The following is a 23,802-nucleotide window of genomic DNA, read 5'->3' on the forward strand; positions in this document are numbered from 1 at the left end:
TCTTACTTTTCGAAATGTGCCCATTTGTATTGAACATCACCTAGTCCAGATACAACTACACCTTTAAGTTTTGGATCTTGTACCCAAAGCTGAGTGTAGAAGTAAATTGGTGCTACAGGCATATCGTTGATGATGATTTCTTCTGCTTTTTTCAGCATTTCTTCACGCTTTGTTTTATCTGTTTCTTTTGCAGAATCATTCAACAATTGTTTGTACTCTTTGCTTTCCCATCCAGTGTCGTTGTTTCCACCGTCTTTATCTTTGTAAAGCTCAAGGAAGTTCACTGGATCGTTGAAGTCACCTAACCAGCCCATACGTCCAATTTGGTAGTCTCCACTGTGGATTTTGTCGATGTATACGTTCCACTCAGAGTTATCAAGTTCAACTTTCACACCTAAATCTTTTTTCCACATTTCTTGAATTGCTTGTGCAATCTTTTGGTGGCCTTCATCTGTGTTGTAAGAAAGTTTCAATGTTGGAAGATCAGAAACAGACTTATAACCTAATTCTTTCGCACCTTTTTCAAGAAGTTTTTTAGCTGTATCTACATCATGATCTTTGAAGTAGCCAGTTTTGTTGCCTTCGAAACCATTCATTGTTGGTGGAACGATTGCCATAGCTGGAACTTGTTCACCTTGCGTAATTTTGTCAACGATCGCTTGACGGTTGATTGAGTATGCAAGGGCCTTACGGATGTTTGCATTGTTTAAAGGTTTTACTTCTGTGTTGAATTTGTAGTTATAGATACCAGCGATCGTTTGGATTTTCAGACCGCCTTCTTTTTTCAATGTTTTTAAAGACTCAGTTGGAAGGCTTCCAGTTGGAGAACCAGCCCAGTCAAGCTCGCCTTTTTTGAACATGCTAAGCTCAGTGTTTGTATCTTTGATCATAGACATGTTGATTTTTTTCAATTTCACAGTATCTTTATCCCAGTATTCATTGTTCTTTTCAAGCGTGATAGAACCGCCATGTTTCCATTTAGAAAGAACGAATGGTCCGTTAGATACGTAGTTTTCACCAGCATTTGTGTACCAGTTTTTATTCTTTTCAGCCACTTTTTTGTTGACTGGCATATACGTATAGAATGCAGTTAGTTCAGTAAAGAACGGTGTTGGGTTCTCTAGCTCAACTACAAGCGTTTTGTCGTCTTTAGCTTTAATGCCAACATCAGCAACTTTCGCTTTCCCTTTGTTTGCTGCTTCAGCACCTTTAATATAGTAAAGCTGGTAAGCATATTGAGATTCATTTTTAGGATCTAATGCCCATTTCCAAGCATATTCGAAATCTTTAGCTGTAACAGGGTCACCATTAGACCATTTTGCATCACGAAGTGTGAATGTGTATGTTTTACCATCAGCACTTGTTTTGATATCAGAAGCCATTGCATTTTCTGGCTTTCCTTCAGCGTTAATTCTTGTTAATCCTTCAAAAGTCTGACGGATGACACTACCTGAAGTTGAATCATTTGCCAATCCCGGATGTAGAGAAAAAGGCTCAGTGGAGATATTCACATTTAATGTTGTTTTAGCCTCTCCAGAACTGCTCGTGCTGTCGCCTGATTTGTTTCCGCTGAAACCACAAGCGCTTAATACAAGTGTGAAAATAAGCATTAAAGTAACAACAGACCAACGCTTTTTCAACTGTATTCCCCCTTATAATATGTTTTTAGTTCAAAGGTCTCGATAGAAGATGAGATTCAGATTTAAGAAATAGCGTAAAAAAGTCCCTAAACAGCTTACTTTCTATTTCTTTTGTTTTTTCTGAATTTTCACTATGTAAAGAGCCTAGCACAAACGTGTGAACAAATTCATTATAATGAATAGAATAATTTATTGCAATATCAATTTCATATATTTTTTAAAAACGTAAATGGGGATAAAGAGGGATTTTTATAAACTAAAGTCTCAATCACTTCAACAAATTAAAGCGTAAATTGATTAAAATAATTTAACAAATTGAGCAGGAATAATGTTTTATACATATAATTAATCATCCTTTTTTAAAAAATTCTGACAGATATTTGTTATTTTATCTAAAATTTTAAGTGTCAATAGGCATGATGAGAAGGTCACATAATGGCTTCGTGACTTTTTCATGGGCATCCTTTATAATAGATAGACATATTGTTGCGATGAAAAAGAAGAGTACATATATTCACCATTTACAGAGAGTCTGCGGCCGGTGTGAGCAGATAATGGCATGTATGGAATGGGCTTTGGAGCAGCTAACCGAACACTTCTAAAAAAGTGAGTAGGCTTAGACGGAGCAGTCTCCGTTATCAACGTCTTGAGTGATTTCTATGTGAAATAACAAGGGTGGTACCACGGTTCATTCGTCCCTTTTCTGTTGAAAAGTGATGGGTGGGCCTTTTTATATTGAAGAAAAGAGGTTTTAGTATGACAAAGAAGACAATTTTTTCAGGCATTCAGCCGAGCGGTTCTGTCACATTAGGGAACTATATTGGAGCAATGAAGCAATTTGTCGATTTGCAGCATGACTATAATGGCTATTTTTGTGTCGTAGATCAGCATGCGATTACAGTGAGTCAGGACCGATTAGCTCTCCGCCAAAATATTAGAAGCTTAGCAGCTCTTTATTTAGCCGTTGGACTTGATCCAGAGAAGGCAACATTGTTTATCCAATCAGAGGTACCTGCTCACGCCCAGGCAGGATGGATGCTGCAATGTGTTGCTTATATTGGAGAATTAGAAAGAATGACCCAATTTAAGGACAAATCCGCTGGTAAGGAAGCCGTTGTTTCAGGCCTATTAACGTATCCCCCATTAATGGCAGGCGATATCTTATTATATGGTACTGATTTAGTCCCTGTTGGAGAAGACCAAAAGCAGCATCTTGAATTGACTAGAACGCTTGCTGAACGCTTTAACCGAAAATACAATGACATCTTCACTGTGCCTGAAGTGAAAATTCCAAAAGAAGGCGCTCGGATAATGTCTTTAACAGATCCAACGAAAAAAATGAGCAAATCCGATCCGAACCAAAAATCCTTCATTACCTTATTAGATGAACCAAAGCAGCTTGAAAAGAAAATCAAAAGTGCTGTGACGGATTCAGAAGGCATCGTCAAGTATGACAAAGAGAACAAGCCTGGAATTGCCAACTTGCTGACGATTTATTCTGTATTAGGCAACATATCGATTGCAGAGCTGGAGCAAAAGTACGAAGGCAAAGGATATGGTGAGTTTAAAGGAGATCTTGCGAACGTTGTCGTTGATGCTTTAAAACCAATTCAAGATCGTTACTATGAACTGATTGAATCAGACGAGCTTGACCGTATTCTAGACGAAGGTGCTGAAAAAGCAAACCGCGCAGCAAACAAAATGCTGAAAAAAATGGAGAATGCGATGGGTCTTGGCAGAAAACGCAAATAAAAAAAGCTTGCAGCACTACCCGCTGCAAGCTTTTTCTAATTTACTTTTGATTCGTTTTCCATTTCCCAAAGCTTTTCGAAAAATGGCTGTCCTTTAATCATTTTTTCACAGAAGGCTAAATGATTCTCTGACCACCCATCAATCGTTTCATTGTAAAGCATGTTCCAAATCTCTTCGAATGACATTCGTTTGATTTGGTTGTACATGCGCGGGTTCCATTCCGTATACCAATACGCAATCTCCGCCCTGTTTTGGAGCCCCTTTAATTGATCGAGCGCCATAAACATCAGCTGCTTCAGCTGTCTTTCTTTTCTCGTTAATCCGCTGATATGCTGCGGCGGCAGTGATAGAATGTGGTACTCCTTCGTCGATTCAAGACTGTCCTTAGAGAATTCATATTCTTCTGCTTTCACATCTTTCACCATTTCATAGACCAATTGCTCCTGCCTTGGGATCAAGCGGCTTTTTCTCACAGGAATGGAATACCCAATCGTATCCACGGCAATGATTCGTATGCCATCTGTGACTACAAAGCAATACTCTAATTTACGGCGCTCATGATTTTTTCGAATATATGATTTCTCAAATACAGACTCTAGCAGCGTCTTTGGCAGCTCTGAAAGATCATTCTCTATGTAATCAAACAAAGGACTCTGCACCTTAAGTAAAGGCACTTGATCTAACAGCTCAACGCTGTCCTCCTTACGCCACTCATGAAAATGACACACATTGTAGCCATTTTCTTCCCCTTCAAACCAATTCACCCATACGTCATGAAGAAATAACATAACCAATCCCTCACTTTATAAAAACTGTTGTCCACAGTATGGGCAAGGGATAGAGAAATTATTCCAACTTTATCAAAACTTCAAGCTGGATGAATGACGGCTTCGTGTCTTTATTTCATTCAGGAAACGGAGAGCGCACGCAGAGCCCCTTTAAACCTTACTTCAGCTTTTTAGGATCAAGCGCATCTCTCAGCCCATCTCCTAAAAAATTAAAGCATAAAACAGTCAGCAAAATGAGTAAGCCTGGGAAAAGCGGGTACCACCACGCTTGCACCATAATCGAGAAATTTTGTGCATCTTGCAGCATGTTGCCCCAGCTTGCCGTTGGTGGCTGAATACCAAAGCCAAGGTAGCTGAGCGTTGATTCAGCTAAAATGACAGAGCCTACTTTTAATGTAGCTGACACAATAATAGGACCGATACAGTTCGGTAAAATATGCGAAAAGATGATGACATGATTTTTCGTTCCAATGGTTCTTGCCGCGAGTACGAATTCTCTTGTTCGAAGTGATAAGAATTCACTGCGAATGAGCCTGGCGGTTGTTGTCCAGCCAGTCAGAGCAAAGATTAAAATCAATTTATCAATGCCCGGTTTGAAAATGGTGACGAGCGTGATCAATAGAAAAATATCTGGAATCGACAACACGACATCCACAAACCTCATTAACAAGGAATCAACAAACCCTTTGAAATACCCCGCGACCGCGCCAACGACAGTTCCAATAGTGATTGCACCAACCACCGAGACGAAACCGACCAATAAAGAAACGCGCGCGCCATATAGCACCCTTGAGAAAATATCGCGGCCAAACTTGTCTGTCCCCATAAAATGCTCAGCACTTGGCGGCTGGAGCCGCTTCAATAAATCTTGATGCTCTGGTGCATATGGAGCGATCACTGGAGCAAAAATGGCAGAAAAAATAATGACCAATAAGATCACGGAGCCGGCAACTGCCAATTTATTTTTGAAAAATTTCTCGCAAAATAAACGCAGCATTGTCTCTGGCTTTGGCGGAAGGCCCTCCTTTAATTTGATATCAACAGGAGGTGTTCCCATATTAGGCTGTGCCAATTGTCCTTCAGCTCCCTTCTAATATTCAATACGCGGATCAACGATCGCATATAAAATATCCGCTATTAAATTCCCCACCACCACGAGCACTGCGGAAATAACGGTCATCGCCATAATGACCGGATAATCTCTCGAAAAGGCAGAATCAATGAACAGCTTTCCAAGTCCAGGCCAGGTGAAGATTTGTTCCACCACGACTGCGCCGCCAATAAAGGATGGTATCATCAATCCGAAAATCGTTATGACAGGCATAAGACCGTTCCGTAAACCATGTTTAAAAATAACTTTGTTTTCTCTAAAGCCTTTCGCTCTTGCGGTGCGAATGTAATCCTGTCTCATGACATCAAGCATACTCGACCTTGTGTACCGGGTCAGCCCTGCCATATCAGCCGTTGCTAAAACAAAGGCAGGTAAAATAATGTGATGGAGCCGATCAAACACATTAAAATCAGCATTCAAGGTAGAGACTCCGCCAGTCGGGAACCACCCTAGGTTCACGGATAAAACCATAATGAGGATGAGACCAAACCAAAAGTTTGGAATAGCCAGTCCGATAAAAGATGTAACCGTAATCCCATAGTCAAGCTTTGTATACGGACGTTTTGCTGAAAGAACACCAAATGGGATGGCGATCAGCAGGGCAACTAATGTAGAAAAAATCATGAGGATGAGGGTATTTGGCAGCCGGGCAAAAATCAAATCAGCCACGGGCGTTCCCTTTTTGACAATGGATGTGCCAAAGTCACCTTGAAGCATATTGCCAAGCCATTTCATATATTGCACATATTCCGGATCATTCAAGCCGTACTTATCAATAAATGCTTCCCGGTCTGCCGCACTAATGGTAGGGTCCATCATGAGTGACATCGGATCGCCTGGTGCTGCTTTCATAATGGCAAAGGACAAAATGGTAATCCCTAATAAAATAGGAATAGAGAGCAATGTCCTTCTAATGATATATGTAACCATATACACAACTCCTTTTTCATCGGATCGCCATTCTGTGAAAAAAAGGCTAAAATGAAGTTATTTTAGCCCTTTGTCTTCTTTTCAGCGTGATATAACCCCCTTGAATTCTCGTGCTGATGCAGAGCGCGATTAGCACCACGCAAAGACCGGACACCAAATGCAAGGAATTGTTCTCACGGTGAAAGGGGAGAATCCTCCCCCTCTTCACTATCAGCCTACTGTTCAAGCCACCATTTTTCGATTTTGTAATACTCATCTTTCGGGTGGTAAGAATAGCCTTGAAGATTAGATGGCATAGCGCGATGTGAGTTAGCATAGTAAAGGAACGTATATGGCTGATCCTCTGCGATCAGTTTATAAATTTTTTCATATGCCTTTGAATAATCTTTTCGATCGCTTAATTTTTTAGCATCGACTAACAGCTTATCGACCTCTTTATTTTTATACCAGATGTTATTTAAGCCTTTTTCTGACTGGCTTGAGTGGAAAATGCTAAATTGATCAGGGAATGTCGCAAGGCTCCAGCCGAGCAGCAGCGCATCATAATCCCATTTAGGCGGTGTCGTCTGCTCAATGAGTGCACTGAATTCCACAATTTGCGGCTTCGCTTCCACACCAATTTCTTTGAGCTGCTGCTGGACAACGACAGCGATATCTTCACGAACTTTATTTCCTTGGTTGGTCTTTATGACAAAGGAGAATTTCTTGCCATCCTTATCAAGATAGCCATCTCCATCTGTATCCTCCCAGCCCTCTTCTTTCAGCATCTTTTTCGCTTTTTCTTGATCAAATTCAAATACTGGAACACTTTCATCCTTTGGATAGTTCCAGGACAGCGGACTTTCTGGAATGTTAGCTACTTTGCCGTCTCCATCTAACACTTGGTCAACAATCGTTTGACGATCAATGGCATGTGTCAGCGCTTGGCGAACCTTTTTACTCTTAAAAAGTTCATTTTTCTGGTTCCAGCCAATGTATGAATAATTCAGGCCTAGGTCAGATTCAATTTTAATGTTGCTGACTTTTTCAGCTGTTTGCAGCTCTGCTCCTGGTACAGCAAAGAAATCAATATCGCCTGCTGACAGCTGAGCAATGGCTGCATTTTGGTCAGGAATCGTTTTAATCGTGACGGTATCAAGGTATGGGCGTCCATCCCAATAATCGTCAAAGGCTTCTAGTTTGACGTAGTCTCCTTCTTTCCACTCTGCAAATTTAAATGGACCAGAACCGATTGGTTTTTTTCGGTTAAATTCGTTTTCACCGAGATCCTTTATAGGCACATCACCTAAAATATGCTTAGGTAAAATGCCGTAGCTTCCTAATGTAACATTATAAAAATAAGGATCTTTTTTATTGAGCTTGAATTCGATCGAGTAGTCCCCTGTCTTTTTAACAGACTCTAATACTTCAAAGCCTGATCCGCGCTCCCCATTGTAGTCCTTATTGATTGGAATGCTGTATGTAAACACAACATCATCAGCAGTCAGTTCTTCACCATCATGAAACTTCACACCTTTTTTAATGGTGACATCAAACTGCTTGCCGTCATCCGATTCTTTAATATCCTCTGCCAGCGATAGCTGAGGGTTCAGCTTTCCGTCTGTTTGAAGTAAGAAGCTGTAGATTCTTTCTTCAATATCAGAGCTTGCCACATCTGTAGAATACAGAGAGTTAAATAATGTTGGCTCTGCAATTGAACCGATGACAAGATCTCCGCCTTGTACCGGTTTACCAGTGGATTTCTTTTCACTGTCTCCAGATGTTTTATTTCCACCAGAACAAGCAGCTAGGATTAATGTAAAAATCAGCAGTAAACTGACCAAAATGGACTTTCTATTTCTAACTTTCATAGACAATTCCCCCTATTCTTTTTTAAAAATCATGACAGAATCCTGTTTCATCCCCCCTCTCAAAGATGAGATCATACAAGCTTGATCAAGCGTTGTAGAGGTGGCAGGCAACAAAGTGGTTCGTTTTTAACTCCTGAAATGCTGGTACTTTTTCTTTACAGATTTCTTTCGCATGCGGGCATCTTGTGTGAAATACGCAGCCTTTTGGCGGATTTGCAGGACTCGGCAGGTCGCCTTGCAGCATAATGCGTTCTCTTTTCACCTGCCCTTTTTTACGGGTGACAGGAACGGAAGAAAGCAGAGCCTGTGTATATGGATGGAGCGGTTCATCGTACAGACTATGTTTATCGGCAAGCTCCATCATTTTGCCGAGATACATGACGCCGACTCTATCGCTAATATGCCTGACCACACTTAAATCGTGAGAGATAAATAGATAGGTAAGGTCAAATTCCTCCTGAAGCTCCTCCATTAGATTAATGACCTGCGCCTGAATGGATACATCAAGTGCTGATATAGGCTCATCTGCGATGATCATGTCGGGATTCATGGCAAGCGCACGAGCGATGCCGATTCGCTGCCTCTGCCCGCCTGAAAATTCATGGGGATAGCGGTTCGCAAAGCTTGGATGAAGGCCTACCTTTGATAAAAGCTGTTCTACTTTTTCATTTCTTTCTTTTAAGGAATATAAGTGATGTGTTTTGTAGGGTTCTTTGATGATGCTTCGAAGTGTTTTTCTAGGGTTGAGTGATGCAAAGGGATCTTGAAAAACCATTTGGATGTTTTTTCGTGTAGATTGTCTTAGCTTTGATTCTGATACGCGCGTGATGTCTTGCCCTTTAAAAAAGATTTGACCGTCAGTTGGTTCATATAGACGAATCATCGTCCGTCCTAATGTGGATTTACCGCATCCTGACTCCCCGACAATACCTAACGTTTCACCTTTATAAATCTTCAAGTCTATGCCGTCAACAGCTTTTACTGCACCGACTTTTTTCTGAAAGACACCCGCTTTAATCGGAAAATGTTTTCGAATCTGATTCAGTTCAAGAATCGTTTCTTTCTCTGGTAATTCCGTTATTTGTGTTTGATTTTGAGCAAGGGTCATGTTTGATCTGCCTCCTCATATAAGAAACATCTGACGCTTCTGCCATCTTCAAATGTTCTCAGCTTAGGCAGTTCACCCAGGCAGCGTTCCTTCACTTGCGGACATCTAGGAGCAAAGCGGCAGCCGGCTGGAAGCTGATCTGGCGCAGGAACATTTCCTTTGATAGCTGTTAACGGCTGGATGTCTCCGTCAATGACAGGAATTGATTCAAGCAGCCCTTCTGTGTAAGGATGAAGCGGCTGTTCAAACAACTCTTCCACGGTTCCATTTTCAACAACCTGTCCGCAGTACATGACAATCACTCGATCTGCTACTTCAGACACGACACCTAAATCATGTGTGATAAGAAGAATAGAAGTACCAAAGGTAGAGCATAAATCTTTCATTAATGTGAGGACCTGTGCTTGAATGGTCACATCCAGGGCTGTTGTCGGTTCATCTGCAATGAGAAGCTTCGGATCACAGCTGAGCGCTATGGCAATCATTACTCTTTGCCGCATGCCGCCTGATAATCGATGCGGATAATCTTTCATGATTTGCTCCGGACGGGAAAAACCAACAAGCTTCAGCAGATCAACCGCTTTTTTGACCGCTTCTTTTTTTGAAAATTTTTTGTGATAGATGAGGATTTCTGTTATTTGTTCTCCGATGGTTAAGACGGGATTAAGTGAGGTCATGGGTTCCTGAAAGATCATAGATACTTCATTACCACGGATGCTGCATAATTCCTTTTCACTATATGTAACAAGGTCCTTTCCATCAAGTTTGATAGAACCGTCCATAATTTTCCCACCAGTTCCATGAATCAGACCCATAATGGATAAGGACGTAATGCTTTTGCCAGATCCAGACTCACCGACTAATGCGACAGTTTCTCCTCTGTTGATGCTGAAATCAACGCCATCAACAGCAGGTATCGGTTCCTTTTTTCGAAAAAAATATGTTTTTAAGTTTTGCACTTCAAGCAGCGTGCTCATTCATTCGCCCCTTTCTCCATAGATCAATAGAATCGAACCTGAATATTCCGTCTTTTTAAAATAAAAAGAATTATTTGTATATTATTACATCGCTATGACGAAATCAAGAAGTATTTAGTAAATTTGTAATATGTCTCTTTTTATGTGAATTACTCACTTTTTGATTCTATCGCTTTTAAAAAAGTTTCTGACGGCTCTGCAATCATAGACTCCTCGCTGATTCGGTGCTCATTAAAATATTTTTTCACGATATAAAACCCGGTGGCGTAACCAAGCATTTTAGGGTAGTTCCCTTTTCCATAAAGAAGATTCTGTATCAGCCTTTCGTCGTCCTGGACTTTTTGATCAAGATGACTGGATACCCATTTCTTGTACATGCGCTGAAGCTGGGATTCGCTATAGAAGGTGGTCCATTTCGCTGTATAGCTTTCACCATATCTATGATACACAGCATATTCAGCGAGCCCCTCCATCATGATTGTATCGAGGAATGTAAAGTCTTTTTCTTCTTTTGAGAGAAAATGCAGCCTGCATACATGGTGATACTCGTGAGTCAGCAATGTACCGATTCGCTCCTTCGGGGTATTTGGAGACAAAAAAAGAAAGACCTTGTCATCAAATGCCATGCCGGATTGATAATAAAATTGCTCTCTGATTTCTCTGCTGCTCTCGTTGACAGGTAAAATAAACACAGGGATGTCAGGACCTTCCCACTCTTTTTGAAGCGTTTGGTATTCTTTCATGACAAGCTTGAAGTACCCTTTTTCTTTGAGCTTGTCGATCATGTTTTTACACGAGCTCCAAGACCGAACCATCCCGTGATGCTGCAGGTGAGCGAGGATAGACGACCATTCTTTTTCCTCTGCCCCTTTAAAATAAGGAATAAAGCGCGCCGCAAGCTCCTGAAATGATGATGATTGATGAATGAGATATTGTGTATTGATCAGACCCATACCGCTGAACACCTCCATTTTCATCATATGCAAAAAAGCGGCGATCTGTTTATCGACCGCCGCGCTTTCTCAGGAAGTATTACGCTTCGTATTTTTTGAAAATAATTGTCGCATTATGCCCGCCAAAACCAAGTGAGTTACTTAAAGCAACTTGTACTTCTTTTGAACGTGCTTCATTTGCTACATAATCAAGATCACATTCTTCATCCGGTGTTTCAAGATTAATGGTCGGAGGAATGACGCTGTCTTTAATCGCAAGAACAGAGAAAATAGCTTCTACTCCGCCTGCTGCGCCAAGTAAGTGACCTGTCATTGATTTTGTTGAACTGATTGCAAGCTGGTTCGCATGCTCTCCGAACACTTCTTTAATCGCCATTGTTTCAAATTTATCATTGTAAGGTGTGCTTGTGCCATGGGCATTGATATAATCAATGTCTTCCACAGACAAACCTGCATCTCGAATCGCTTCTTGCATTGCACGGACGCCGCCTTCACCGTTTGGAGCTGGCGCCGTAATATGGTAGGCATCTCCAGTTGAACCATAACCAACGATTTCAGCATAAATGGTCGCACCACGTTTTAACGCATGCTCAAGTTCTTCAAGAACAATAATCCCTGCACCTTCACCCATGACAAATCCGTCACGGTTTTTGTCGAACGGACGGCTTGCTGTCTTTGGATCAGGATTTGTCGAAAGGGCTTTGTTCGCACAGAAACCTGCAAACGACATTTTTGTTAACGGCGCTTCTGTTCCGCCTGTGATCATTGCATCTGCATCTCCGCGCTGAATGACTTTAAATGCATCACCAATTGAGTTTGTACCTGTTGCACATGCTGTCACTGTACAAGAGTTAACTCCTTTTGCGCCAAGTGCAATAGAGATTTGGCCTGTCGCCATATCAGGAATCATCATTGGGACGAAGAATGGACTGACGCGTCTTGCCCCTTTATTTGAATACACTTCGAACTGCTCTTCAAATGTTTCAAGTCCGCCAATACCAGACCCAACCCATACACCAACACGCGGTGCGATTTCATCTGTGATTTCAAGACGTGAATCTTCGAGCGCCTTTTGAGCAGCAACGACTGCATATTGCGTAAAGCGTGCCATTTTTCGCGCCTCTTTTTTCTCCATGTAATCTTCAATGTTAAAATCTTTTAGTTCTGCTGCTACTTTTGCGGTATATTCACTTGAATCGACACGTGTAATCGGTCCAACCCCTGATACACCCGCTAAAGCATTTTTCCATGTTGACTCTACATCGTTGCCAAGTGGTGTCAAAGCACCTAATCCTGTAACAACTACTCGTTTCTTATCCATTAATTTGTGCACCCCACTCTTTTATCGGCCCCATCGCATAGCGATTGCGCCCCAAGTTAATCCGCCGCCAAAACCAACCATTACAATCACATCGCCGTCATGAATTTTTCCGGCTTCGATTTCTTCACATAGTGAAATTGGAATAGAAGCTGCTGATGTGTTTCCATATTTATGGACAGTCTTCGACATTTTTTCAACTGGCAGCTCTAAGCGTTCGCGTGCTGCTTCCATAATGCGAATATTTGCTTGATGCGGGATCAAGAAGTCAACGTCTTCTTTTGATAGTCCAGCTTTTTCAATGACGTTTACACTTGACTCGCCCATTTGTCTTACAGCAAATTTAAATACTTCTCGTCCATTCATGATTGTATGATCTTTTTCATCTAAGTACAAGTGCTTCCCGCCGCTTCCATCTGCTCCGAGTTCAAATGATAGAATTCCTTTGCCTTCGCTGACTTCTCCCAGCACAGCAGCGCCAGCTCCATCTCCAAACAAAACAGCTGTATTGCGGTCATCCCAGTCGGTAATGCGAGAAAGTTTTTCAACACCGACGACAAGCACGTGTTTGTAAGTTCCTGATTCGATAAATTGTTTTCCAGTAACAAGCCCATACATAAAGCCAGCACACGCAGCGCTAATATCCATTGCACATGCTTTATGTGCACCGAGCTGCTCTTGAATCATACAAGCGACTGTCGGAAATGCTTGATCTGGCGTGACTGTTGCCACAAGAATCATATCGATATCTTCTGCAGCCACATCTGCGTCAGCTAATGCTTTTTTTGCAGCAGCAAGCGCCATATGAGATGTATTGACATCATCAGATGCAATTCTTCTTTCTTCTATACCTGTTCTAGTACGAATCCACTCGTCAGAAGTTTCAACCATTTTTTCTAAATCATGATTTGTTAATACTTTTTCAGGTATATAGCGGCCAAGGCCAATAATTCCAGCATTCATTGAATAAGACTCCTTTTACTCATACGAGCATGTGATATTGTGATCTTATATTAGTATCTGGTACTAATTTTACCTTATTTTTTTCTTCTTGGCAATACAAACGTCTAACCTTTCCTCTCACTTTTTTCATAGATTAATGATATATACCAATAGTAGAAAGGAACATGTGATATGGCGCAAAAAGATATTTTCTCAGCAATGATGTTTGGACAGCCGATTGAAAAGGAGAAAACCAAGTCAGAGGCAAAGGAGGAACGTGCGGAGACATCTTCAAGTGATGACTCAATTGACTACATGCATGTCATGAATCAAATTGGGAACATTATGAACTCCATCGATGAGCTGAAGCCTGTGTTTAAAGATGTTGGTCCTATGATTAGTGCCTTCAAGAAAAAATTATCATAAAAAAAAGCCACTATTCTGTGGCTTTTTCTGATTCTGCATCTGCTTTTCCAAGCTCGTATGCTTCCTGCATGACAGATGTAAATAATGTTAGCAGCGGCTGAAGCGCTTCAGGCTCAAGCTGAATCCCTACTTTATCTAATTCTTCCTTTGCCTGCGGAAAATACTTCATGGCAATTTGTAAAAATTCCATCGATTTTTCGTGCTGCATGATCGTCGTCTCCTCACTTTTCATTTGGCAGTTTGCCAGTTTTTTTGTAAGACGCAATATCACTTTCAATGTCTTTCACAAAAGCGTCGTCAATGGTGGTGCTAAATTTCCCCATCTCGATCACTCCTTCTTTAAAATCAAAGGAGTACTCACCTTGTTCATTTAGCTTGCCTTCATTAAATTTCTTTGCAATGATGCTGTACGCTTTATCAACATGCTGGACAGTGCTCGTTAAAACCGTATGACTTCCGAGGTTGGATTGATCGGTCACGTACCCGATCGCTGATAAATTATCGGCTTTGATTTGTTCAATGACAGGGATATTATAACCATCACCTGCGGGATACACAACATCTACGCCCTGCTTTTTTAATTTTTGATAGAGCTCCACCGCTTTGTCAGCATCATCCCAGTTTTCGACAAACTCTGCTAACACTTGTACATGTTCATCTTGATATTTTGCCCCTTTGATAAAGCCGTCTACCTCACTTTGCCAATCATATGTAGCAAGAATACCAATCTTTTTTGTTTTAGACATATGTGCAGCTGTCATGCCTCCGAAAAAGCCCATCGCTTCACCTTTAAATGTCACGTTTGTGACATTGTCCGCCTGAGGCTTGTTTCCATTGACCGTAATAAATTGTATGTTTGGATAATCTTCACTGATCAAGTTGAAAATTTCACTGTATTCATTGCCATGGCCAATAATCAAATTGACTCCTTTTTTATGGAATTCTTCAATGGCATCAACGATTTTCTCCTTGTCGACCATTCCTTCCTTATAATAAACATCTACACCAAATGTTGATTGGATACTTAATAAGCCTTTATAACCTTTCGTTCCCCAAACTTGATCATTGATCGTATCGGGGACGAGTAAACCCACCTTCTCAATTTTTCCTTTTAAAGGCGCCTGCGAGCAGGCAGATAATAGAAGAAGGAACGAAAAGATCATGACAAGCCGCTGGTACTTCATGCCATGTTCAACTCCCTTTTGCAACATGCAGTGATGAACCTGTATGTTAAATATAGGTTTATTTTATACTGAAAAAAGATAAGATGGAAGATCATTCTTGCTTTTTGTCGAAAAATGTTGAGTTTTGTCTTTTCCATTCAGCTATCATATCTTCTGCTTTTTTGTCATCTGTTTCGCTTTCTACCTTCAATTCATACGTCATGTCCTGTCTTTGACCTGTGTCTGATACCCATTGTAACAAGTTCTTCGCCACATCTTCTACAAAAAATGAATCTGCACGCTTTGTTTGATCTTCATTGAGTGTCCATGGTCCGAACATGTTAGGAAGAATCACTGCCGGCACATTCTGTTTTGCTGCTTCGTTTTCAGGGTTATCAAAAAGAAGCCGGTACATGCCATGCTTTGCTTTGATGTCTTCCTGACTGTTATGCGGATCCTCTGATTGAATAAAAATGAGATCATACGTGTCTTTGCTATCCTGAAGGTCAATGACACGAACGAGATCATTTCTGCCCAGCCACATCATCCGCTCTTCTAACAGTCCTTTTTGTTCTTCTTTAAGATCATGAGGACGCGTGATATCCACTTGAATGCCCTCTTTCATCATATATTCACAAAGTGTCAGGCCAAAAAACTCATCTGCCCCTATGATCAGTCCTGTTTCCATGTTCATGTCCCCTTTTTTAATATCGAATAAAAAGAAGAGCCCTTTCTATGAAGGGCTGTTATCATCCTATTCATCACAATTCTCTTTCATGCGATTTATAAAACTTGTGAATGGATTGAAAGATTCTTCTCGGATGATCAAACATATGCAGTGTGAGGTCGATCTGACAATGTTCTGGATTTTTCATATGCTGATCAATAAAAGGTTTTGCGTGAAGTTCATATGCATAAGGTGCACCGTTTAGTCTTTGCCATATATGAATCGGCACATGAGCAGAATGAACAGGGCAAGAAGGCAGTGGATACGTTTCAGCTTCCTTTTCAGAACAGCCATAGCTCTCTGCTAACTCTTTGATCAGCTGCTTGTAAAAGAATTTGTGTTCCTTTTCTCTTTCTCGTTGTGCATCCAGATTCAGACATGGATTCATCATCGCAATGGACCTTAACACTTCAGGCATCTCCTTAGCAAGGCTCATGGCAACAAGTGCGCCCATTCCCTCTGCGAGCACATGAATTTCCCGGTTTAATATTTCTTGTTTTAATGTGTGATGCACGAGCTGCTTGGCACTAAAAACAGCATCTTCGCATCCCCAGTGATTCCCATGAAGTTGACTATTAAACAATGTATATCCTTCATCCTTTAAGGCAGTTAAAAGCTGGTTTCTTCCATAATGCTGAAGCCAGAATGATGTATTTTCCTGCACAAAGTGATTTCGGTCACCGAGGATTAGAATGCCAAAGCCATTTGGTTTTTGAGGAAGGTGAATGATGTTCCACTGGGAACCAAGCTGGAAAAAACGTTCGCTTACACCCATATGGCCAGCCTCCTTTCAGTGATTCTGCTTTCTATGATATGAACAACAACTCTTGTAGGAATAAGGAAATCCCCTAAAGACAGAAGAATTCTTTTTATTTTTATAGCAGAAGGTCTAAAAATGGTCACATAAAGGCGGAAAACAGTCTTTTCCCTTCACTTGCATCTATGGTATGATAATCAATAGATTGTTACATAAAGGACGGTGGGATTATGCATTATATTATCACCCTCATTTGGACTTTTCTGCTGACACATATGGCTGGTTACATCGTTGCCTCTATGAATGGAGCTGCTTATGATTTTACGCTCACTTCCATTCTTGCAGTTGTGTTTACGGTTATTTTATTCATCTTTGCTGAAGTAAGTCCAATGAAAGAAACGGAAAGTTCAACAAAACACTCTTAATATGCAAGAAAACGATTTGTGAAAAAGAGCTAAAATGATGTTTAGCTCTTTTTTCTTTTTTTCTGCGTGATTGAAAAGCGGCATGCTAAAACCCCCTGTCTATAACATACAGGGGGTTTTTATTGTTCACACCTCGACAGTTTCGGACTTTTGTTTGTCCGCTGTCAAATGGCTTTTCGCAAGCCCTGTAAACAGGAAGATCGCGATACCTGATAAAATTTCAAGGATTCCTCCGCCAGCAATGACAGGTCCCGCTCCAAATCTTTCTGCCAGAACGCCTGATACGACAGCTGCAAGCGGGAGAAAGACATTTGATGACGCATTGATCACAGCATATACTTGCGGCTGATCCTCTTGATCAACAGACGTTTGAATAATGACCATTTCCGGTACATTGATCGCACTGACAGCAGCTCCAAAAATAAAGGAAGCAAGCAGAACGACCGGCAGCCATGTACTCATCCCTGTAATAAAGAACGCAGCCCCTTCAATCATGCCAGCGACAATAAAGAACAAACCAAATCTCTTAATTTTGACCTTCGCTAGAGCAAAGCCCATCATAAACGCGCCAACTGCAGCAACGCCTCTTAAAATGGAATACACCATGGAGTCGCTTTGCAGCGCTTCTGCTACGTATACTGCTGAGAGCGCCTGCCACGGAGCTGCTGCGACATTCATTAAGATACAATACAGTGTGAGTGCAAATAAAATGTGATGGTTTTTGACAACGAGAAACCCTCTTTTTAAGTTATACAAATATGTATTCTTCGCTTGTTTAATGCCTGCTGCTTTTTCTTCATCGGTTTTCTTCAGCTTAACCCCGATAATAAACAGACCAGAAATAACAAATAAAGCAGTGGTGATCAGCAGGGTATCAGCAGGTCCAATTAATTTAACCAAAAGACCAGCCACCATGACTGCTGCAAGTGCAACAATCTCAAAAGAAGATTGCAGGATCGCATTTGCTTTTTGAATGAGATGCTTTGGAACAATCTGCGGTAAGATGGCCACCGAAGCTGGATTATATGCTGCACCTGTTGCCGATTGAATAACCATTAATGAGATCAATAACCATAGAGGCAATAGATGCGAAAAGTGCAGAAGTGGAATAATGAGTACAATTGTTGCTCGAACAACATCTGAAGCGAACATCCATTTAGACAAATGATGCTTTTTCATAAGAGGTCCTAATATTGGGGCTAACAAAGATGAAGGGAGAACAGTTACTGCTAGAAGAAGTCCTGTACCGAGCGCTCCATCCCCTCTTAAAATCAATAGCCAAAGGACGGATGTAAAAGCAAAACTTTCCCCTGTGTTTTTAATGAGTCTTGATATGAATAATGAGGTGAAGCGTTTATTCCAAACACTTTCACTGAGATTCATCTTTTCCATCACACAAATCCTTTCAACAATATATTACATATTTTACCTTAAGTTCTCTTTTTTTCATACTATTTATTTGAAAATTGGAACTTAATTGTTTTTTATTATAAAGAAAAAAGAGGCATGACACATGCCTCTAAAGACTTATTCCTTATGACTCTTAGTCAATTGCTTACGGCTTTCTTTGGTAAGTCCAAACACGATTATGGTTCGAGTTATCAGGAAAGACATCGCCTGCTTTAAGCTTAATCTTTAAAGGATCTTTCACCATACTGCCAGTTTCACCGATCTCGATATATACACCATTATTCGGTGCCTTATTCCCTGATTTAAATTGATGCTGCTGACCCATTTTCATCCTCCTTTCTCGATTGATGTTATTATGTCCCGTCCCTTGCCACTCCAATCCTTTATGCAAAAAGTCCCTGCTCATACGAGTCAGGGACACTTTGATTTATTTGGATGGTTGATACATAAGTTCTTTCATTAACGCTTTTTGCACATGCAGGCGGTTTTCTGCCTGCTGAAATACTTTTGAGTGCGGCCCGTCAATAATATCTGCCGTCACTTCTTCGCCGCGATGTGCCGGGAGACAATGAAGGAAAATATAGTCCTTTGCCGCATGACTCATCAGTTCGTCATTGATTTGATATTCTTTAAATTCAGCAAGACGTTTCTCTGTTTCTGCTTCCTGTCCCATGCTTGTAAACACATCTGAATAAATAACATCTGCATCTTTTACAGCTGCGACAGGATCTGTCGTCACGGTCACTTCTGCACCTGATTGTTTCGCAAACTCACGGGCAGTGTCTGTTACTTCTTGAAGTGGTTCATAGCCTTTTGGTGATGCAACCGCAATGTCACAGCCTAGCTGCGCACAGCCGACCATCAAGGAGTGCGCCACGTTATTTCCGTCACCGATATAGGCGACTTTGATTCCTTTTAACGTGCCTTTTGTTTCTTTAATCGTTAATAAATCAGCAAGTGCCTGACATGGATGTGAGTAGTCCGTTAATCCATTAATGACTGGAATAGACGCGTATTGTGCAAGCTCTTCAACCTTCTCATGCTCAAAGGTTCGAATCATAATACCGTTGACATAGCCAGACAGCACCTGCGCTGTATCACTGATGGTTTCCCCTCTGCCAATTTGCAAATCATTTGAGCTGAGGAAGAGCGCATGTCCTCCTAGCTGCGTCATCCCCGCTTCAAACGAGACACGGGTTCTAGTCGAAGATTTTTCAAAAATCATTGCTAACGTTTTCCCTTTGAATAAATCTTGATATGGGTTTTGTTTCATTTCTTCCGCTTTTTCAATTAAATAAGCAATCTCATGGATTGAGAAATCTTTTAACGATAAAAAGTCTTTTCCGTATAATGCCGGTTGCACGTCGATTTGACTCATGCCGTCACTTCCTTTTTATATAATTCATGGAGTGATACTGGTGATACATCTCCATTTTTCCCTTGCAGGAATGCTTGAACTGTTTCATATTCAGTTAGAACTTGAACGCCGTGTGTGAGTGCTTTTACACGCTGCTCTTTTGCCTCTTCATCTTCTCCTAAATGAATATGAAGGGATTTATCTTCATTCTGCAGCCAGGATTCAAAGCTGCCAGTCCAGACGTCAAAGCCTGCATGTTTCGCTTCATCGATCAATTGCTCACTGCCTTGTATAAAGAGGCTTCCTTTTTTCTTCCAGATCGGTGCAAACACTTTTTTCAAGGCGCTTTCGGCGTTCTTGCCTACACACATTCCTTCTCCTGTCGCTTTCATTTCAGGTGTCAGCTTGAGGTCGATATCTTGAATGGCATGGGATGAGAACACTGGGAATTTGACCGCTGTCCCCCCTTTGTTTTTCGTTGCAGGGTTTAGCTCTTCAAGCGCCGCACCAGCTAATAATTGAGTGGCCATTGGGATCATATCAATGCCCATTACCTTACTGACGACTGGAACAGTCCGGCTTGCCCGCGGATTCACCTCTAATACAAGCGCCTGATCACCTTTGATGACAAATTGGATATTCATAATGCCCTTGAACGCTAATTTCTTCGCTATTTGTTCAGACGCAGTATGCACCTGCTGTTTGATATCTTCACTGATTGAGATGCTTGGTAAAATGGCAAAGCTGTCACCTGAGTGCACGCCCGCTTTCTCAATATGTTCTACGATCGTTGGAATGAAGGCTGTTTTTCCGTCAGAAATAAGATCCACTTCAACTTCTTTTCCAGTGACGTACTCATCAATTAAGATTGGGTATGGCAAATGATCTGGCTGATCGAGCAGTGATGCCAAATGTGCTTCTGACTGAACAACGATCATTCCCATTCCGCCAATGACATACGATGGGCGAATTAATACAGGGTAACCGATGCTTTTCGCATGTACGAGTGCTTCTTCTTTTGAATGAGCTGTATCTCCTTTTGCGTGAGGAAGGTTCAGTTCATCAAGAAGCTGATAGAATAAATCACGGTCTTCAAGTGCATCCAGCGTAGCAAAGGATGTACCTAACAACGTGACACCGGCTTTTTCTAAGCCTTCTGCGACGTTGATCGCAGTCTGTCCGCCAAATTGGACAATGACAAAATCAATTTGTTCTGCTTCCACAACGTTTAGGATGTGCTCTAATGTAATCGGCTCAAAATATAAACGATCTGCAATCTCATAATCAGTACTGACTGTTTCTGGATTGTTGTTCATCATGATGGTTTCAAATCCAAGCTTTTGCAAGGTAAGAACGCCATGAACGGCACTATAATCAAATTCGACCCCCTGCCCGATTCGAATCGGACCTGAGCCAATGATAAGAGCACGCTGCTTTGTTTTTTCTTGATGCTCACCATCACTTTTTCCAAAGTAGGTGGAATAGAAGTAATTCGTTTTTGCATCAAATTCCGCCGCACATGTGTCGACAATTTTAAATGAAGCAGCAATCCCGTACTCTTGACGGAGCTGCCTGATTGACTCTTCCGTTTGACCCGTAAGAAGAGCAATCGTTTCATCAAGGAATCCTTTTTCTTTTACCTTTTTCAAGGTATCTTTTGATAGCGTCCCCTTATGATCGTTCAATTCTTGCTCGAGCGTAATCATATTCTGGAACACATGTAAGAAGAATCGATCGATTTTCGTCGTTTGATGAATCGTTTCAACCGTTTCTTGTCTTGAAAGAAGCTCCATAACTGCGAAAAATCGGCGATCGTCTGGTGTTTTGATGAGTTCAAATAATTGTTCTGTCGATTGCTCTTTCAGTTCTGGCAGGTGGAAGCCCTTCGTTTTAATTTCAAGGGATGCAACTGCTTTTTGGATGGCTGATTCTAAATTCCGATCAATCGCCATGACTTCGCCAGTAGCCTTCATTTTTGTGCCTAATTGACGGTCTGCCTGTTTAAATTTATCAAACGGCCAGCGCGGGAATTTCACGACAACATAATCGAGTGCCGGCTCAAAACTAGCATAGGTTGTGCCTGTGAGCGGGTTTTTCAATTCGTCAAGCGTATACCCCACCGCAAGCTTAGCTGCCATTTTCGCAATCGGATAGCCCGTTGCTTTTGATGCAAGAGCAGATGAACGGCTGACCCGAGGATTCACCTCAATGACAAAGTATTCTTTACTGAGTGGATCAAGGGCAAATTGGATGTTGCAACCACCGACTACATCCAGTGCTGAAATGATTTTCAGGCTCGCTGAACGGAGCATTTGATAATCCTGATCCGTTAATGTCTGGGAAGGTGCAACGACAATTGAGTCTCCTGTATGCACACCAACTGGATCAATATTTTCCATGTTGCATACCGTGATACACGTATTTTGACGGTCTCTCATGACCTCATATTCGACTTCTTTAAAGCCAGCTATGCTTTTTTCAACTAAACACTGGTGAATCGGACTCGCTAAAAGAGCTCCTTCAATGAGCGGCTTAAATGCCTCTTCTGTTAGAGCGATTCCGCCGCCTTTACCGCCAAGTGTGTATGCTGGTCTTAGGATGACTGGGAAGCCGACTTCTTTTGCAAATTGAAGGGCATCTTCCGCATTATCCACAATTTCACTATCTGGCACAGGTTCGTTCAAATGCTTCATGAGAGCACGGAATTTCTCTCGATCTTCACCGTTTTCAATTGTTTCAACTGACGTTCCGAGCAGAGTTACCCCATGCTTTTTCAGCACACCGGCTTTTTCTAGCTCGACAGCAAGGTTTAAAGCCGTCTGTCCGCCAAGGTTGGCTAAAAGACCATCTGGTTTTTCCTTTTCAATGATTCTTGTCACTGAATCAACTGAAAGCGGTTCAAAATAGATTTCATCAGCAAATGACTCGTCTGTCATAATGGTTGCTGGGTTATTATTCACTAAGATGACTTTGTAGCCTTCTTCTTTTAAGGCCATACATCCTTGTGTTCCTGAGTAATCAAATTCTGCTGCCTGACCAATGATGATTGGACCAGACCCGATGACTAGAATGGTTTGTATGCTTTGATCTTTAGGCATGTGCGACTTCTCTCCTTGCTTGTTTCACTTTCTCAATAAAATCATCGAATACCCATTCACTTTCAGCAGGCCCTGGGTGTGCTTCTGGATGAAATTGAACTGACATAATCAGCTTTTCTTTATGAATGAATCCTTCTACAGATCCATCATTGACATGAAGGAATTTCACATCCACTTCTTTGTCATTCATGCTTTTTTCATTCACCACATAGCTGTGGTTCTGACTTGTCATAAAGACACGTTTGGATTCTGTATCCTGTACAGGATGATTCGCTCCCCTGTGGCCAAATGGCAGCTTATACGTATCCCCGCCAAGTGCTAGAGCGATTAATTGGTGACCTAAGCAGATTCCAAGTGTCGGGAATGTCATCATGATGTCATGAATCGTTTTTAAATATGGTGTCATGGTTTTCGGATCTCCAGGTCCGTTTGACAGCAGGATCGCATCTGGTTTGATCTCAAACACCTTTTCCATTTGTTTATATGGAATGACGGTTACTTTACAGCCGCGCGCTGCAAGCGAATCTGCAATTGATTTTTTAAAGCCAAAATCAATGAGCGCCACATGTTCCTCACCACTGCCTTGTGTGTAGATCTCGCTATCTGTCACCTGTGCGACGACATTGTCTTGTTTCATTGCAGGCGGCGTTTCGTTTTCGTCTACACTGAGCACAGCGTTCATCGTTCCATTTGCCCGGATGTTTTGCACGACTGCGCGCGTATCTGTATGTGTCAGAAGCGGAATATTCCACTTTTGTAAATAATCTTTTAAGCTGACCGCTGCAAGATGATGTGAAAAATGCTCTGCTGCCTCGTAAACAACCACCGCTTTTACTTGAGGCTTTTTGCTCTCAAAGTCTTCATGATTAATGCCGTAATTTCCGATCAGCGGATATGTGAAAACAATGATCTGACCTTTATAGGAAGGATCTGTGAGCACCTCTTGATAACCTGTCATACCTGTAAAAAAGACCACTTCACCTGTGATGCCAGCTTCTCCTGTCAGATCTCCTTCAAAAGAGGCTCCATCTTCTAAATTTAAATAACCTTTCATGCTTATGTCACCCCAA

22 protein-coding genes and 1 other annotated feature are annotated in these 23,802 nt (G+C 41.5%); of the genes, 3 read left to right on the top strand and 19 right to left on the bottom strand.

Annotated features, from left to right (window positions below; all coding sequences use genetic code 11):
• Window positions 1-2: 2 nt before the first annotated feature.
• Window positions 3-1,640, bottom strand: a complete 1,638-nt coding sequence (locus tag AC20OE_RS11090; protein ID WP_048238481.1) for a peptide ABC transporter substrate-binding protein — start codon at window positions 1,638-1,640, stop codon at window positions 3-5.
• A 482-nt stretch (window positions 1,641-2,122) separates the two neighbouring features.
• Window positions 2,123-2,343, top strand: a binding site (T-box leader).
• 53 nt (window positions 2,344-2,396) lie between these two features.
• Between AC20OE_RS11090 and trpS the strand changes: the two genes are divergently transcribed.
• Entirely contained in the window at window positions 2,397-3,392 is a 996-nt protein-coding gene (gene trpS / locus AC20OE_RS11095; protein WP_024425046.1) for a tryptophan--tRNA ligase, read from the top strand.
• 35 nt (window positions 3,393-3,427) lie between these two features.
• Here the strand turns inward: trpS and AC20OE_RS11100 are convergent, their stop codons facing one another.
• The 9 genes from AC20OE_RS11100 to AC20OE_RS11140 all read right to left on the bottom strand — a co-directional run bounded on the left by AC20OE_RS11100 (window position 3,428) and on the right by AC20OE_RS11140 (window position 13,390).
• On the bottom strand, window positions 3,428-4,180 hold the full coding sequence (locus AC20OE_RS11100; RefSeq protein ID WP_039177811.1) for a YjbA family protein: 753 nt from the start codon (window positions 4,178-4,180) through the stop codon (window positions 3,428-3,430).
• A 157-nt stretch (window positions 4,181-4,337) separates the two neighbouring features.
• Complete coding sequence (opp4C, locus tag AC20OE_RS11105; protein WP_080772319.1) at window positions 4,338-5,237, bottom strand: oligopeptide ABC transporter permease; 900 nt, start codon at window positions 5,235-5,237, stop codon at window positions 4,338-4,340.
• A gap of 33 nt (window positions 5,238-5,270) precedes the next feature.
• Entirely contained in the window at window positions 5,271-6,221 is a 951-nt protein-coding gene (locus tag AC20OE_RS11110) for an ABC transporter permease (protein ID WP_034621771.1), read from the bottom strand.
• A 215-nt stretch (window positions 6,222-6,436) separates the two neighbouring features.
• Window positions 6,437-8,071 carry a peptide-binding protein gene (locus tag AC20OE_RS11115; RefSeq protein ID WP_039177804.1) on the bottom strand — a complete coding sequence of 545 codons (1,635 nt, stop codon included), beginning with the start codon at window positions 8,069-8,071 and terminating at the stop codon, window positions 6,437-6,439.
• Window positions 8,072-8,156: 85 nt separating this feature from the next.
• Window positions 8,157-9,179, bottom strand: coding sequence for an ABC transporter ATP-binding protein (locus tag AC20OE_RS11120; RefSeq protein WP_487268854.1), 1,023 nt, complete (start codon window positions 9,177-9,179; stop codon window positions 8,157-8,159).
• Window positions 9,176-10,156, bottom strand: coding sequence for an ABC transporter ATP-binding protein (locus tag AC20OE_RS11125; protein WP_039177799.1), 981 nt, complete (start codon window positions 10,154-10,156; stop codon window positions 9,176-9,178). Before AC20OE_RS11125 ends, AC20OE_RS11120 begins: the two co-directional genes overlap by 4 nt.
• Before the next feature lie 149 nt (window positions 10,157-10,305).
• Window positions 10,306-11,109, bottom strand: a complete 804-nt coding sequence (locus AC20OE_RS11130; protein ID WP_039177797.1) for a DUF2268 domain-containing putative Zn-dependent protease — start codon at window positions 11,107-11,109, stop codon at window positions 10,306-10,308.
• A gap of 79 nt (window positions 11,110-11,188) precedes the next feature.
• Complete coding sequence (fabF, locus tag AC20OE_RS11135) at window positions 11,189-12,430, bottom strand: beta-ketoacyl-ACP synthase II (protein WP_039177794.1); 1,242 nt, start codon at window positions 12,428-12,430, stop codon at window positions 11,189-11,191.
• A gap of 21 nt (window positions 12,431-12,451) precedes the next feature.
• Window positions 12,452-13,390, bottom strand: coding sequence for a beta-ketoacyl-ACP synthase III (locus tag AC20OE_RS11140; RefSeq protein WP_024425052.1), 939 nt, complete (start codon window positions 13,388-13,390; stop codon window positions 12,452-12,454).
• Between the two features lie 171 nt (window positions 13,391-13,561).
• On the opposite strand from AC20OE_RS11140, the gene AC20OE_RS11145 reads away from it, so the two are divergent.
• The gene (locus tag AC20OE_RS11145) at window positions 13,562-13,795 is read left to right on the top strand and encodes a hypothetical protein (RefSeq protein WP_058838841.1); all 234 of its coding nucleotides are present in this window, start codon (window positions 13,562-13,564) and stop codon (window positions 13,793-13,795) included.
• A gap of 10 nt (window positions 13,796-13,805) precedes the next feature.
• On the opposite strand, the gene AC20OE_RS11150 is transcribed toward AC20OE_RS11145, so the two are convergent.
• The 4 genes from AC20OE_RS11150 to AC20OE_RS11165 all read right to left on the bottom strand — a co-directional run bounded on the left by AC20OE_RS11150 (window position 13,806) and on the right by AC20OE_RS11165 (window position 16,460).
• Window positions 13,806-14,003, bottom strand: a complete 198-nt coding sequence (locus tag AC20OE_RS11150; protein WP_487268855.1) for a ComZ family protein — start codon at window positions 14,001-14,003, stop codon at window positions 13,806-13,808.
• Between the two features lie 13 nt (window positions 14,004-14,016).
• A complete protein-coding gene (locus tag AC20OE_RS11155) occupies window positions 14,017-14,979 on the bottom strand; it encodes a BMP family ABC transporter substrate-binding protein (protein ID WP_058838840.1) in 963 nt (320 codons plus the stop codon).
• 91 nt (window positions 14,980-15,070) lie between these two features.
• The gene (locus tag AC20OE_RS11160; RefSeq protein ID WP_487268856.1) at window positions 15,071-15,646 is read right to left on the bottom strand and encodes a nad binding enzyme; all 576 of its coding nucleotides are present in this window, start codon (window positions 15,644-15,646) and stop codon (window positions 15,071-15,073) included.
• 73 nt (window positions 15,647-15,719) lie between these two features.
• Window positions 15,720-16,460: a hypothetical protein gene (locus AC20OE_RS11165; RefSeq protein ID WP_144495199.1), complete on the bottom strand. Its 741-nt coding sequence runs from the start codon at window positions 16,458-16,460 to the stop codon at window positions 15,720-15,722.
• A 212-nt stretch (window positions 16,461-16,672) separates the two neighbouring features.
• Between AC20OE_RS11165 and AC20OE_RS11170 the strand changes: the two genes are divergently transcribed.
• Window positions 16,673-16,867: a YjzD family protein gene (locus AC20OE_RS11170; protein ID WP_003211779.1), complete on the top strand. Its 195-nt coding sequence runs from the start codon at window positions 16,673-16,675 to the stop codon at window positions 16,865-16,867.
• A 126-nt stretch (window positions 16,868-16,993) separates the two neighbouring features.
• Here AC20OE_RS11170 and AC20OE_RS11175 read toward each other — a convergent pair whose 3' ends face one another.
• From AC20OE_RS11175 to AC20OE_RS11195, 5 genes are all read right to left on the bottom strand, one after another.
• The gene (locus AC20OE_RS11175; protein WP_024426491.1) at window positions 16,994-18,259 is read right to left on the bottom strand and encodes an MFS transporter; all 1,266 of its coding nucleotides are present in this window, start codon (window positions 18,257-18,259) and stop codon (window positions 16,994-16,996) included.
• A 163-nt stretch (window positions 18,260-18,422) separates the two neighbouring features.
• Window positions 18,423-18,602 (bottom strand): YjzC family protein, encoded by a 180-nt coding sequence (locus AC20OE_RS11180; protein ID WP_008348517.1) that lies wholly within the window; start codon window positions 18,600-18,602, stop codon window positions 18,423-18,425.
• Window positions 18,603-18,704: 102 nt separating this feature from the next.
• Window positions 18,705-19,655 carry an ornithine carbamoyltransferase gene (gene argF / locus AC20OE_RS11185; protein ID WP_144490910.1) on the bottom strand — a complete coding sequence of 317 codons (951 nt, stop codon included), beginning with the start codon at window positions 19,653-19,655 and terminating at the stop codon, window positions 18,705-18,707.
• Complete coding sequence (gene carB / locus AC20OE_RS11190) at window positions 19,652-22,732, bottom strand: carbamoyl-phosphate synthase (glutamine-hydrolyzing) large subunit (RefSeq protein ID WP_268503016.1); 3,081 nt, start codon at window positions 22,730-22,732, stop codon at window positions 19,652-19,654. The genes argF and carB overlap by 4 nt, the downstream gene beginning before the upstream one ends.
• Window positions 22,725-23,786, bottom strand: a complete 1,062-nt coding sequence (locus AC20OE_RS11195) for a carbamoyl phosphate synthase small subunit (RefSeq protein WP_039177774.1) — start codon at window positions 23,784-23,786, stop codon at window positions 22,725-22,727. The genes carB and AC20OE_RS11195 overlap by 8 nt, the downstream gene beginning before the upstream one ends.
• Between the last annotated feature and the right edge of the window lie 16 nt (window positions 23,787-23,802).

This window comes from Bacillus sp. SRI_025, from assembly GCF_057592095.1.